The organism is Veillonella sp. DNF00869, from assembly GCF_001553345.1.
Lineage (GTDB): Bacteria > Bacillota > Negativicutes > Veillonellales > Veillonellaceae > F0422.
The window spans coordinates 279,446-293,277 of the sequence record NZ_KQ960771.1 but is presented as its reverse complement, the minus strand read 5'-3'; the positions used below and the strand labels follow the sequence as shown (position 1 = coordinate 293,277).

The 13,832-nt window shown below is 38.5% G+C and carries 10 protein-coding genes; 9 read left to right on the top strand and 1 reads right to left on the bottom strand.

What is annotated here, in order from left to right; genetic code table 11:
* Positions 1-164: 164 nt before the first annotated feature.
* The 7 genes from ylqF to trmFO all read left to right on the top strand — a co-directional run bounded on the left by ylqF (position 165) and on the right by trmFO (position 8,739).
* The gene (gene ylqF / locus HMPREF3032_RS05700; RefSeq protein WP_009354018.1) at positions 165-1,058 is read left to right on the top strand and encodes a ribosome biogenesis GTPase YlqF; all 894 of its coding nucleotides are present in this window, start codon (positions 165-167) and stop codon (positions 1,056-1,058) included.
* Complete coding sequence (locus HMPREF3032_RS05695; RefSeq protein WP_082717818.1) at positions 1,045-1,848, top strand: ribonuclease HII; 804 nt, start codon at positions 1,045-1,047, stop codon at positions 1,846-1,848. The genes ylqF and HMPREF3032_RS05695 overlap by 14 nt, the downstream gene beginning before the upstream one ends.
* Before the next feature lie 264 nt (positions 1,849-2,112).
* Positions 2,113-2,469, top strand: a complete 357-nt coding sequence (locus tag HMPREF3032_RS05690; RefSeq protein ID WP_062402890.1) for a YraN family protein — start codon at positions 2,113-2,115, stop codon at positions 2,467-2,469.
* A 15-nt stretch (positions 2,470-2,484) separates the two neighbouring features.
* Positions 2,485-4,056 (top strand): YifB family Mg chelatase-like AAA ATPase, encoded by a 1,572-nt coding sequence (locus HMPREF3032_RS05685; RefSeq protein WP_062402887.1) that lies wholly within the window; start codon positions 2,485-2,487, stop codon positions 4,054-4,056.
* A complete protein-coding gene (gene dprA / locus HMPREF3032_RS05680; protein WP_062402884.1) occupies positions 4,057-5,160 on the top strand; it encodes a DNA-processing protein DprA in 1,104 nt (367 codons plus the stop codon). It abuts the gene before it with no gap.
* 13 nt (positions 5,161-5,173) lie between these two features.
* The gene (gene topA, locus HMPREF3032_RS05675) at positions 5,174-7,423 is read left to right on the top strand and encodes a type I DNA topoisomerase (protein WP_369813342.1); all 2,250 of its coding nucleotides are present in this window, start codon (positions 5,174-5,176) and stop codon (positions 7,421-7,423) included.
* Positions 7,420-8,739 carry a methylenetetrahydrofolate--tRNA-(uracil(54)-C(5))-methyltransferase (FADH(2)-oxidizing) TrmFO gene (trmFO, locus tag HMPREF3032_RS05670; protein ID WP_062402881.1) on the top strand — a complete coding sequence of 440 codons (1,320 nt, stop codon included), beginning with the start codon at positions 7,420-7,422 and terminating at the stop codon, positions 8,737-8,739. Before topA ends, trmFO begins: the two co-directional genes overlap by 4 nt.
* Positions 8,740-8,924: 185 nt before the next feature.
* Here trmFO and lgt read toward each other — a convergent pair whose 3' ends face one another.
* Positions 8,925-9,737, bottom strand: a complete 813-nt coding sequence (lgt, locus tag HMPREF3032_RS05665) for a prolipoprotein diacylglyceryl transferase (protein ID WP_062402877.1) — start codon at positions 9,735-9,737, stop codon at positions 8,925-8,927.
* A 139-nt stretch (positions 9,738-9,876) separates the two neighbouring features.
* Between lgt and HMPREF3032_RS05660 the strand changes: the two genes are divergently transcribed.
* Both HMPREF3032_RS05660 and leuS read left to right on the top strand, forming a co-directional pair.
* Positions 9,877-11,304, top strand: coding sequence for a glycosyl hydrolase family 18 protein (locus tag HMPREF3032_RS05660; protein ID WP_062402875.1), 1,428 nt, complete (start codon positions 9,877-9,879; stop codon positions 11,302-11,304).
* A gap of 51 nt (positions 11,305-11,355) precedes the next feature.
* Positions 11,356-13,824: a leucine--tRNA ligase gene (gene leuS / locus HMPREF3032_RS05655; RefSeq protein WP_062402872.1), complete on the top strand. Its 2,469-nt coding sequence runs from the start codon at positions 11,356-11,358 to the stop codon at positions 13,822-13,824.
* Positions 13,825-13,832 lie beyond the last annotated feature (8 nt).

The following is a 13,832-nucleotide window of genomic DNA, read 5'->3' as shown; positions in this document are numbered from 1 at the left end:
TTATGAAGTTATAGATAGGAGTTTGCTACTTGATAGTCGATTTTATATACTTTCATAAAATGTATATAGTTTGATAGTAGTATGTCATAAAAGATATTAGATTAGCAGAAAAAAATAACAGTAAAATGAGCATATGATATAGATAATAGACGAATAGGTGAAATATGAGTCAAGAAATTTTTCCGATCGTGCAGTGGTTCCCTGGCCATATGGCAAAAGCCACACGCATGATTACGGAACATAAAAAGAAAGTTGATGTGGTTATCGAATTACTAGATGCACGTATTCCTCGCAGTAGTGCGAATCCAGTTATTCGCGAGTTGATAGGTGATAAGCCACATGTAGTGATTTTAAATAAATGCGATTTAGCAAATCCAAAAGCTACAAAAGAATGGATTGAATTTTTCAAAAACGAAGGTATTCATGCTATTGCTATTGATTCTAAAAATGGCAAAGGAAATAAGCAACTCGTGAAAACCGTAGAATCCTTAGCACAGCCCATCATCGATAGATGGCTAAAAAAAGGAATTAAAGGTCGTACAGTACGTACTATGATTCTAGGGATACCCAATGTAGGTAAATCTACACTAATTAATAAACTAGCTGGATCAGCAGCAACAAGAACTGCTAATAAACCGGGTCATACTCGGGGGCAACAATGGGTAAAAGTAGGTAAAAATCTTGAACTATTAGATACACCAGGTGTATTATGGCCTAAGTTTGAAGACCAACGAGCAGCAGCTCGGTTAGCGATGACAGGAGCTATTTCCGACGATGTGTATGATTTAGATTCTGTTATCAAGCAGTTGTTGGCATATTTAGAAGAGCATGAACCGACATTATTGCATGAGCGTTATAAATTGACGGAAGAAGAGCGTACATCCGTAGATACCATGTTAGAGGCTATTGGTCGTCGTCGTGGTTGTTTGGTAAGCGGTGGCGTCGTAGATTATGACAAGGTGCGCCGTGTGATTTTGACGGATTACAGAAATAATAAATTGGGATACATTACCTTTGATGGCGTCGATGAGGAGCCGTACTATGTTGACGAAGAGTGAGTTTGAGGAACTTAAAGTTAAAGATATTAAAAATCTACTGCAAGGTGAATGCCCTTTTGATTATGTACAATGGGCATTAGAAGATTCTCGTGAATCCGTGAAACACGCAGCTGGTGTGTATTTGCGAAAGCAGAAAAAAGTCTTAGAGGAGCAACAGCGTTTAGAAGCTATGTACGCTTATGAAGAAAGCTTTTACGAGGAAGGAAAATACCTAATCGCTGGTGTAGATGAAGTAGGTAGAGGTCCTATTGCAGGTCCTGTGACAGTAGCAGCTGTTATCTTACCACCTCATTGCAAGCTAGTAGGGTTGAACGATTCCAAAAAACTAACGCCAGAAAAACGAGATACCTTATTTGATCAAATCATGGAGGTAGCAGTAGCGGTACACTGTGTGTCCTATAAGGCAGAAGTCATTGATACACTCAATATTTATGAGGCTACACGACAAGCTATGTATGAGGCGATTCGTAATTTGCCAGTACAGGCAGAGGCTGTATTATCGGATGCGATGAAATTACCAGATTTAGAGGTACCTGTAGAATCTTTGATTAAAGGAGACTCTAAAAGTGCATCTATTGCGGCTGCTTCCATTGTAGCAAAAGTAACACGGGACCGCTTCATGGAAGCTATGGATGAAGAGTATCCAGGATTTGGGTTTGCGATCCATAAAGGATATTATACAGATGTACATAAGCAGGCGATAAAAGACCTTGGCATTACGCCATTACATCGTCATAGTTTTGAACCTATCAAATCGATTGTGGCAGGTAAGCCTGTAGAAGAAATCTAAGTATTAGTATATCGTTTAGGTTATACATGCTTAGGATACCTATAAAGATATCTCTGCCCATAGCGATTCCATTGTTTGAAAATAGTTATAATTTTATATTACTTATAAAAGCATTCTTATAGATTGTTCTATGGGGATGCTTTTTTGCATATCGATAATTGTATATGGATTATAACACTCTTGGTATAGCACACTCCTAACAGTGTGGGTTGTACGGTTTACATTCTTTCGTAATGAAAGTAATGTAGAACTAAGGAGGTGCCTATGAACCATATTGAATTAGGAAGATACGGTGAAGACCTAGCTACCAACTATTTGAAAAGCCAAGGCTATGATGTATTGGAACGAAATATACGCTATCGATTTGGTGAAGTAGATATTATCGCTAAAAAAGAAAATATGCTCATTGTAGTAGAGGTGAAAACAAGACGGACTCAAACCTATGGAATGCCCTGCGAGGCGGTGCATTGGAAAAAGAAACAACACATACGTCATGTTATATCTATGTTTTTGGCTACCCGTGATATAGAGTATGAATCTATACGATTTGATGTCATAGAAGTATATGTGCCTCAAGTGGGAGATTCTGAATTACGGCATATGAAAGCGTGTCATTTATAAGATGGGAGGAGTATCATGTATGCAAAAACCTATGGAGTATGTGTGAGTGGTATTGATGGATATGTGGTGACCGTAGAAGTAGATATTAGCCCAGGTCTACCAAGCTTTGATATTGTTGGCTTACCAGCGACCTCTGTGAAAGAGGCAAAGGAGAGAGTGCGATCGGCTATCAAAAATGGTGGCTTTGAGTTTCCTATGAAGAGAATTGTGGTCAATCTAGCACCTGCCCATATTCGTAAAGATGGGTCTTCTTTAGATTTAGCCATTGCCATGGGAATTTTAGCCGCTCAAGAATCGGGAAAACACAAGAAAAAGGAGTCTATACATTGGAATCACCATATATTTATAGGAGAGTTATCGCTAGATGGTTCTTTACAACCAGTGATGGGGATGTTATCTATGGTGATGGGAGTGACAAATCAGGAGTTAGGGAATGACAATAGTTGTCTTTCTATAGCGGAAGATATTATTGTGCCTATAGGAAATCATGAAGAGGCTATTAGTGGGGCCTCTATACCTGTATATGGACTATCTACATTAGCTGCAGTTGTGGAAGTATTAGAGCATCCTGAAAAGAAAGAAAATCTATGTGCGCAGATAGCTATAGTGCCATCAAAATATAGTGCGGAAATACTAGATTTACAAGATGTAAAAGGGCAAGTAATGGCAAAACGAGCCTTAGAAATATCTGCTGCTGGTGGTCATCATTTACTGATGACAGGACCTCCGGGTTCGGGAAAAACCATGTTAGCTAAACGGTTGCCGTTTTTATTGCCTCCTCTTTCACGGGAGGAGCAACTAGAGGTAAGCCGTATTTATAGTGTAATGGGTTTATTAAAAAGTGGCCGATTAATGGAACAACGACCATTTCGCAGTCCTCATCATACGAGTACATTAGTGGCTATGGCGGGAGGAGGACAACCGCCAAAACCAGGAGAAATTACCTTGGCACATAAAGGCGTTTTATTTTTGGATGAAGCACCAGAATTTCGTAGGCCTGTCATAGAGGTTCTGAGACAGCCCTTAGAAGAACGACAAGTACATATTGCACGGATTGGAATGGCAACTACCTATCCCAGTGATTGTATTGTTGTCATGGCTATGAATCCATGTCCATGTGGATGGTTTGGAACGGAAGAAGATCATCGATGTACTTGTACAGCTACGCAAGTTCAAAGATACCAACGAGTGTTATCAGGACCTATTTTAGATAGAATGGATCTAGTAGTACCCGTAGAAAGACCTACTTTAACAGAGATATATGCCCCTAAGGATAAAGTTAGTACAGCGCAAGTACGTAGCCGTGTTATCCGTGCTAGATCTATGCAAACTGAAAGATATAAAGGAACGAATATTGGTGTGAACTCACATTTAAGTCATAGTGATATAGAAATATATGTGAAACTTTCTGAGCAAGCTAAAGAATTGCTAGATTCAGCTTTTACTACATTACATTTGAGTTTACGTAGCTATGACCGCATTGTTAAAGTGGCAAGAACAATCGCTGATTTAGCAGAATCTGAGGAGATTTTAACAGACCATGTGGCAGAAGCTTTGAGTTATCGGCAGGTACAGGAGGGATTGTAAATGAAAGACGAAATTTATGCGAGTGCTCTCCAACATGTAGTGGGATTAGGGAATGCAAGCTTAGGTAATTTGTTTACTTATTACGAAAGTGCCAAAGAAGCTTGGCATCATGTGTTACATCACAATGTGGAACCATCATTGGGTTGTAAGTATGAATTATTTGATGAAATTCGCCGTCCTATCAATGAAAGCTTTCTATTACAATTAGAAGAAGATTTAAAGCGTTATCATATGGAAGTGATTACTTGGGAATCTCCATGCTATCCAAAATCTTTATTAGAAATTTATAATAGTCCCCGAGTGTTGTATGGACGTGGAAATATAGAAGTGTTGCAACATATGGATCGTTCTTTGGCGATGGTAGGCGCTAGAAAGTGCTCTACCTATGGTGTACAAGTAGCTAGACACTTTGGACGGGCTTTATCTAATTTAGGCATTATTGTTGTTAGTGGAGGCGCCATGGGGATCGATCGTGCTAGCCATGAAGGGGCCTTGCAAGGACAAGCTCCAACGATTGCTGTTATGGGCTGCGGTTTAAATGTAACCTATCCAAGAACAAACCGAAATTTATTTTTAGAAATTTTAGAAAAAGATGGATTGCTATTATCAGAATATGGACCGCATATGCAAGCAAAGAGTCATCACTTTCCTTCACGAAATCGAATTATCAGTGGTATGACGAGAGGCACTATTGTGGTGGAGGCAAAAGCTAGTAGTGGTTCTTTGATTACTGCTGATATGGCGATAAATGAAGGAAGAGATGTGTTTACCATACCAGGGAATGTATTGACACATACTTGTGATGGAAATCATTGGCTCATTCAGCAAGGGGCTACAGTATTAACAGATCCAGAACAAGTATTGTGTGAATATGGTTGGCAAAAAGTCGCAAAGTATAGTAACATGAATAGTGAAAAAGTAAACACAGTGAATGAAGAGGAACGATGTGTATTGGAGGCTATGAATCCTGGTGGAAATACGACGATTGGGGAACTAGTGCATAGCACACAATTGCCTTTATCCAATCTTCATACATTGCTGTTACAACTAGAGCTAAAACAAATGATTACACATACCCCTCAGGGGTACGTGCTACATACTTAGAGGAGGAAGATTTTTGGCCATTACTAGATCCTTCGTTACAGGGGAGAAGAAAAAAGACAAAGATACAAAAGAAGCTGTCAAATCAAGCGCCAAAGCACCAGAGTCTAGACCTTTGGTCATGCGTCCGGAACCGATTGAAATAGAGCATAAACGGACTTTCAAAAAAGATGGAAAAACTTTAATCATCGTGGAATCACCAGCAAAGTCAAAGACCATTGAAAAATTTTTAGGTGATGATTATGTGGTAAAAGCTAGCATGGGCCATTTAAGGGATTTACCTAAAATGCAAATGGGTGTATCTATAACTAATGGTTTTTTACCTAGATATTTGAATGTACCAGGTAGAAAGGCTATTATTGAAGATTTGCGCAAAGAAGCAGATAAGGCGAAGGCTGTGTATCTGGCAACTGACCCTGACCGTGAAGGAGAAGCTATCTCTTGGCATTTAGCACATATTTTAAATATAGATGGTACTACACCATGTCGAGTGACTTTTAATGAGATTACCAAGCATGCTATTCAAGAGGCGATGGCAACACCTAGACCGATTGATATGCATATGGTGGATGCTCAACAGGCTCGCCGCGTATTGGACCGTATTGTAGGCTATAAATTGAGTCCTTTGTTGTGGAAAAAGATTTGCAAAGGACTTAGTGCCGGACGTGTTCAATCTGTAGCGGTACGTATTATCTGCGATCGGGAACGAGAAATTCAAGCATTTATTCCAGAAGAATACTGGACTATCGAAGGTGTGTATCAAACAGCTAAGAATGAACAATTTGATGTGGTAGTGACACACAAAGGTGATGAAAAGCTAACGATTTCTAATGAGATAGAAAGTAATGAAGTGTTACGTGTTATTCGTGACCGTGAAAGTGTAGTTAGTTCTGTACAATCAAAACAACGTAGTCGCAAAGCACCAGCTCCATTTACGACGTCGACGATGCAACAAGAAGGTGTACGCAAACTGAATATGAATGCAAAACGCATTATGTCTGCAGCACAACATTTATATGAAGGTAAAGAAATTGGGGGCTATGGTCATGTAGGTTTGATTACCTATATGCGTACGGATTCCACTCGGGTATCAAAGGAAATGCAAGAAGCGGCTAAAGCCTATATTCTCAAGACCTTTGGGAAGGAGTTTTATCCGAGTAAACCAAATGTATTTGGAGCGAAGGCGAATGCTCAAGATGCGCATGAAGCGATTCGTCCTACCATGTTGGAATTACCACCTAAAGCGGTAGCGTCCTATCTATCTAGTGATGAGTTAAAATTATATACCTTGATTTGGAATCGATTTTTAGCGAGTCAAATGGCTCCACAGAAAAGTGAAACTATAACTATGCAATTTCATGTAGATGAGTATACATTGAAGGCTTCTGGGAATCGTGTATTATTTAAAGGCTTTACAGAAGTCTATGAAGACGCTAAAAAAGAAGATGACCATATATTGCCAGCCCTAGAGGAAGGGCAAGCTATTATGCCTATCTCTATGGATGGTATACAGCATTTTACGCAACCTCCAAGCCGTTATTCTGAGGCAGGTCTTATCAAAGTATTAGAAGAACAGGGAATTGGTCGACCAAGTACGTATGCAGCTACTATTGATACGATCTTAAAACGGAATTATGTGGAGCGTAAGGATAAACAATTTATTCCTACTGATTTAGGATTTGCCGTGGTGGAATTTTTAACAACTCATTTTGAAAAGTTCATTAATACGAAATTTACTGCCTCTATGGAGGAAGATTTAGACCATATTGCACAAGGGACTAACTTCTACGAAGCTGTTATCCATTCATTTTATGATAGTTTTGAGAAGGAATTATACACAGCTGAATCGGCTGAGAAGATAGAACTGGAGGCAGAAAAGAGTGGTATCCTTTGTGAAAAATGTGGACATGATATGGTCTATAAACTAGGACCTTATGGTAAATATTTAGCATGTTCTAACTTTCCAGATTGTCGAAATATTAAGTCCATTACAGTTAGCACGGGAGTGACATGTCCTAAATGTAAATCTCATGAGATTTTAGAACGTAAATCCAAGAGAGGTCGTGTTTTTTATGGTTGTGAAGGGTATCCATCTTGTGATTTTACAATGTGGGATAAACCTGTTGATAAAACTTGTCCCGTTTGTGGTAGCTTAATGGCTGAAAAAGTATATAAAAATGGAAATAAAAAAGAGTTTTGTTCCAATCCTGACTGTGAAACAAGGCCAAAACGTAAACCTAGAACAAAGAAAGAAGATAAAGAATGAAAGATTTTGTAACTATTATTGGAGCTGGTCTTGCTGGCTCTGAGGCAGCCTATCAACTGGCTAAGCGTGGTATCCCTGTGCACTTATATGAAATGCGTCCCAAAGTGTCTTCACCGGCTCATCATACAGATCAATTTGCAGAGTTAGTATGCTCTAACTCTTTGCGTGCGAATACGATAGAAAATGCAGTGGGGCTTTTGAAAGAAGAAATGCGTCGTTTAGACTCTTTAATCATGGAATCTGCCGATGCTACTCAAGTTCCAGCAGGTGGTGCCTTGGCTGTAGATCGTCATGCTTTTAGCAAAAGGGTCACAGAACGTATTAAAGAACACCCTTTAATCACAGTGATTCATGAAGAAGTGACAGAGATTCCAGATGAAGGTATTGTTATTTTTGCAAGTGGTCCACTCACATCAGAAGCGTTAGGGACTAAGATTAAAGAGTTAACTGGTTCTAAAGATTTTTATTTCTATGATGCGGCAGCGCCGATTGTAACAGCAGAGTCTTTGAATTACGATAAAGTATTTGCAGCCTCACGGTATGATAAAGGGGATGCAGATTATTTAAACTGCCCTATGACGAAAGAAGAATATGATGCTTTCTATGAAGCGTTAACTACAGCCGATGTAGTACAACCAAAAGATTTTGAAAAAGAAATCTATTTTGAAGGATGTATGCCTGTAGAAATTATGGCATCTCGAGGGGTAGATACATTGCGCTATGGGCCTTTGAAACCGGTTGGTCTTGTAGATCCACGGAACAATATTGAGTGGCATGCAGTAGTGCAGTTGCGCAAGGAAAATAAAGAAGCTACTATGTACAATTTAGTAGGCTTTCAAACGCATTTAAAATGGGGCGAACAAAAGCGAGTATTCCAAATGATTCCAGGGTTAGAGAATGCTGAATTTATTCGCTATGGCGTCATGCATCGTAACACATATATTAACTCTCCAGAACTATTGAACCAAGCATTCCAACTACAATCTAATGCACGATTGTTCTTTGCTGGTCAAATGACAGGTGTGGAAGGGTATCTAGAATCAGCAGCTGCAGGTATGATGGTAGCTATTCAAGTGGCGCGTATGTTGCATGGTAAAGAATTTGTTACATTCCCTAAAACAACGGCTCTTGGTGGGTTAAGCCATTATATCAGTGCCTATGAAGGTTCCAATTTTCAGCCAATGAATGTCAATTTCGGTATTATGGAACCTTGGGGAGCTAAAGTACGTAAGAAAAAAGAAAAAAATGCATTAATTGCGCAACGTGCTTTAGAAGAATTAGAGGCATTAATTGTAGCAGAAGAGTTACTGTCTTAATTAATAGTTTTGTACTTGACAGATATAGTGCTTTACATATACAAAGGCAAGAGAATTTTATAATATTTGAAATTTTATAGATAAGAAAAAGAGGAAAGGATTTGCGATGTGCAATCCTTTCCTCTTTATATTTTGTTATTATTTTGATTTTATAGGCATCACTTTGTGTTGAAACTAATGAATCATTATTTTTCTTTTTTGCCTTTCCCTATAGGGAATACATGTGTATCCGTTGTTCCTTTATAATGAAGGTATAGCCAGATGCCAAAGGACACTGCCATGACAATTAAGCTTGTAACTTGCGCAGATTTAAAGCCTAATGTTAGGTTTACATAATCTCCACGTAGGAATTCTAAGAAGAATCGTAAGCCGGAATACAAGAATGCATATAAGCAGAAAATTTGCCCTTTTTTATGAGGGAACACGTTAGCCAATAGTAAGATAACAAACAAAATAATATCTACTTGACCTTCCCATATTTCAGCAGGCCATAATGGTTGATTACCATAAGTGCGGTATGCCAAGGTAGTTTCTGGATAGAGAATACCGAAGTTTCCCCCAGTAGGGTGACCAAAGGCATCACCATTCATGACATTCGCCATACGTCCCACAGATTGACCTACCATAAGGGCTGGTGCAAATAAATCAGCAAATGCCCAAGGGTCAACATGTTGTTTTTTTAAATAATAAATTCCAGCAATAGCACCTAACAATACGCCGCCTTGGATAGCCATACCGCCTTGCCATACGTATGGAATTTCCAATAAATGATTGTGATAGTATCCCCAGTCAAAGAAAAACACATCCCATAGTCGAGCACCGATGATACCAGCTATAGCAACAGTAATGGTAAAATCTACCATATATTTTTCCCATCCACGGCCATCTTTTTTCATGATGAAGTAGCCTACAATGGCAGCACTAATAATACCTAAAGCGAGAAGTAAACCGTAGGCTCTTATAGGAAAGCCTCCGATAAAAAACAAATACTGATACATAGTACCTCCTAAATATGTTTGTGTAATATACTTGTAATATTCCTACCTTTGTAGTGTACCATAAATTTTAGAGAAATAGTATAGTGTTCCCAATATATAGGCTGAATGTGATATAATATAAAGGTTAAAAGGAGCGCTTATGAAACACTTACAATTTATGAAACATATGGTGCTAGGAATATCGGCATTTAGTTTGCTTGCTTCTTATCCAGTAGCAGAGGCAGCAATCCATATTCCCTTTCCAGCACTTTCCAATACAACAACAGCAGTAGAACCTACACAATATGTGGGTCCGATGTTGTATGTCCCAGAAAAGCAAGAAGTTACATTACCTATCACCATGGTATTTGATCCTATAGTATCAGAAACGGCGTATGATAAAAAGTATGTACAGAATGGTACATCAATCATGTCTCCCAGCTGGTTTGAATTGACTACGACTGGCCTAAAAGCTAGTTCTAAGCTATCCCATGACTATGTGAATAGTTATAAGGAAAAAGGCTATCGCATATGGCCTTTGATTACAAACCAATTCGATCCAGATATGACTAGTAAAATCCTTGCTAATGAATCTATGTGGGAACGATATAAACAAGGCCTCATTAATTATGCTACAGAGTATGGTTATGACGGATATAATTTTGATTTTGAAAACATTCATTATAAAGATAAAGCACAGCTAACTAAGTTTGTTGATTTTTTGGCAAAAGGGTTACGAACGTATAATCTATATACATCAATAGATGTAACGGGTTATTCTAATAGTGAAAACTGGTCTTTAGTGTATGACCGTAAAGCTTATGCTGATGCAGTAGATTATGTGGTACTTATGGCGTACGATGAAACTTGGGCATCTAGTGATATAGCTGGACCAGTCGCTTCCTATCCATGGGTTAGAAAGCATACAGAGCAAATGCTTTCTGAAGTACCAGCATCAAAACTCGTACTGGGTATTCCATTCTATATGCGTGAGTGGTCTGTACCAGTGAAAGGTTCTTGGGAAGGAAAAGCAAAAAGTAAAACACTAGCCATGACCAAAGCGTTGGACTTAGAACGTGAATACAGAGATGTGATGCGTTGGGATGAGCGATTAAAAGGTAATTATTTGACATTAACAAAGAAAAATGATGTCTATGGTATATATGATGAAAAGAAACCATATGAGGGGACACTAACTAAAATTTGGTTTGAAGATCCACAGTCCTTAAGCTATAAAGTGGATCTTGTAAAAGAATTACAACTTGCAGGAGTTGCGGCTTGGCGTAAAGGTTTTGAAGCTAGTGATGTATGGCCGGTGCTGAGTTTTGCTCTAGATAGTGCTAATACAAATAGTACTGAAAAGGAGAAAGCAATTTCAGACAAAAAAGATCATAAAAAAGAAGTAAAAAAACAAGAGAAAAAGAAAGATAAGAAGAAAAAATCTAAACATACAGATACTTCAGAAGTGACAAAGATTTCTAAAGACGGTAAAGAAATTGTGTTAAAGTTTAAGAAACCTCATAAACACTCTGATGAAACAGGTGTTGTAAAGGTTACAAAAGAAAAAAAGTCTTTGCCTAAAGACTAAGATTTGGAGTATACTTAGGAGTATTAATACATACAATTGAGGAGGCATAGCATGTACGAAAAATACGTGGCACAAGACATTGAAAAAAAATGGCAAACATATTGGGAAGAGTCTGGGGTATTTAAAACAGAGTATGACCCAAGTAAAGAAAAATATTATGTGTTAGAAATGTTCCCATATCCATCTGGTAACTTACATATGGGACATGTGCGTAACTATTCGATTGGTGATGTAGTGGCACGTTTCAAAAAAATGCGTGGATTTAATGTATTACATCCAATGGGATGGGATGCATTTGGTATGCCTGCAGAAAATGCAGCTATTAAAAATGGTGTATCTCCTAAAGATTGGACATTAGATAATATTGCCAACATGACACGTCAGCAAAAAGAGTTGGGTTTATCCTATGATTGGGACCGTGAAGTTGCGACTTGTAAAGAAGATTACTATCGTTGGACACAATGGATATTCCAACAATTTTATAAAAAAGGCTTGGCCTATAAAAAAGAAGCGAAAGTAAACTGGTGTGAACATGACCATACAGTATTAGCTAACGAACAAGTTATTGATGGCAAATGCTGGCGCTGTGATAATGATGTAGTGAAAAAAGACTTAAAACAATGGTTCTTTAAAATTACAGACTATGCAGATCGTTTGCTAGACGATTTAGATACATTGGGCCAATGGCCTGACCGTGTAAAAGCGATGCAACGTAACTGGATCGGTCGCAGTGAAGGTACACAATTTGCTTTTTATGTGCCTAAAATTGATAAATCCTTTGAAGTCTATACTACTCGTGTAGATACTTTATTTGGCGTATCTTATGTAGTATTAGCTCCAGAACATCCATATGTAAAAGAATTGATTCAAGATGCTCCTAATAAAGCTGAATTAGAAGCTTTCATCGAAACATTGCGCAATCAAAGCGATATTGAACGTACTTCTACAGAAGCAGAAAAAGTAGGTATGTTCACAGGTTCTTATGCGACACATCCAATCACTGGCAAAGAAGTACCAATTTGGATTGCTAACTATGTACTAGCAGACTATGGTACGGGTGCTGTTATGGGCGTACCGGCTCATGATGAAAGGGACTATGCATTTGCGAAAAAATATGATTTGCCTGTTAATTGGGTGATTCAAAATAGTGCGCAAGATCTGGACTTCCAAACCTTAGATGCTGCCTTTACAGAAGATGGTGTATTGGTGAACTCCGGTGACTTCAGCGGTAAAACATCAGAGGAAGCGCGCCAAGCATTGGGCGATTATTTCACGGAACAAGGAACAGGTCGTAAAACGGTAAACTTCCGTCTTCGCGATTGGTTGATTTCTCGCCAACGCTATTGGGGTTGTCCAATTCCAGTTGTATACTGCGACAAATGTGGAGAACAATTAGTGCCAGAGGATCAATTGCCTGTAAAACTTCCAGAAGATGTATCCTTTGACGGCGGTGCTATCTCTCCATTAGCTACATCTGAAAACTTCCTAAACACAACATGCCCTTGCTGCGGTGGTCCTGCTCGACGTGAAATCGACACAATGGATACATTTATCGATTCCTCTTGGTATTTCTTACGCTATACAGATGCTCGTAATGACAAAGAAGTGTTTAATAAAGAAATCGCGAAATACTGGATGAATGTAGACCAATACATTGGCGGTATTGAACATGCTATCTTGCACTTATTATATGCACGTTTCTTTGTGAAAGTATTACATGATATCGGTTTAGTAGAAGTGGATGAGCCTTTCAAAGCCTTATTAACACAAGGCATGGTATTAAAAGAAGGTTCTAAAATGTCTAAATCTAAAGGCAATGTGGTATCTCCAGAAGAAATCATTTCTAAATACGGTGCCGATACAGCTCGTTTATTCATCTTATTCGCAGCACCAGTAGATCGTGATTTGGACTGGAGCGACCAAGGGGTAGAAGGTTCCTATCGTTTCTTAGGTCGTGTATGGCGTATTATCGATACATACCAACAATTAGGTGCGTCTGGACATCATGATAGCTTATCCAAAGATGAAACAGCATTACGCCGTGAATTACATCGTGCTATCAAAAAAGTAACAGAAGACTTAGATGGTAAATTCAACTTTAATACTGCCATCAGTACTGTTATGGAGTTGGTAAATGCTATGTACCAATTTAAAGATAGCCATGACTCTGTACAAAGCGATTTAGCAAAAGAACTAGTTGAAAAATTAACATTATTGCTAGCACCATTTGTACCGCATATTACTGAAGAAATCTGGCATGAATGTGGATTTGAAGGTTCTGTACATGCTGCATCTTGGCCGACTTATGAAGAATCTGCTCTAGTGGTAGATGAGGTAGAAGTGGCAGTTCAAGTGAATGGTAAAGTACGCGATAAATTGACAGTATCTGTTTCATTATCTAAAGAAGAATTAGAAGCAGCTGCGAAAGCATTACCACGTGTACAAGAGTTTACAGAGGGTAAAACTGTTGTGAAAGTGATTGTAGTGCCTAAAAAATTAATTAATATTGTAGTCAAATAAAACGAGGT

Excerpts from the sequence above, each read along its gene's own strand:
- ylqF (WP_009354018.1), top strand. The coding sequence starts at position 165 with ATGAGTCAAGAAATTTTTCCGATCGTGCAGTGGTTCCCTGGCCATATG.
- HMPREF3032_RS05690 (WP_062402890.1), top strand. The coding sequence starts at position 2,113 with ATGAACCATATTGAATTAGGAAGATACGGTGAAGACCTAGCTACCAAC.
- HMPREF3032_RS05685 (WP_062402887.1), top strand. The coding sequence starts at position 2,485 with ATGTATGCAAAAACCTATGGAGTATGTGTGAGTGGTATTGATGGATAT.
- dprA (WP_062402884.1), top strand. The coding sequence starts at position 4,057 with ATGAAAGACGAAATTTATGCGAGTGCTCTCCAACATGTAGTGGGATTA.
- trmFO (WP_062402881.1), top strand. The coding sequence starts at position 7,420 with ATGAAAGATTTTGTAACTATTATTGGAGCTGGTCTTGCTGGCTCTGAG.
- lgt (WP_062402877.1), bottom strand. The coding sequence starts at position 9,737 with ATGTATCAGTATTTGTTTTTTATCGGAGGCTTTCCTATAAGAGCCTAC.
- HMPREF3032_RS05660 (WP_062402875.1), top strand. The coding sequence starts at position 9,877 with ATGAAACACTTACAATTTATGAAACATATGGTGCTAGGAATATCGGCA.
- leuS (WP_062402872.1), top strand. The coding sequence starts at position 11,356 with ATGTACGAAAAATACGTGGCACAAGACATTGAAAAAAAATGGCAAACA.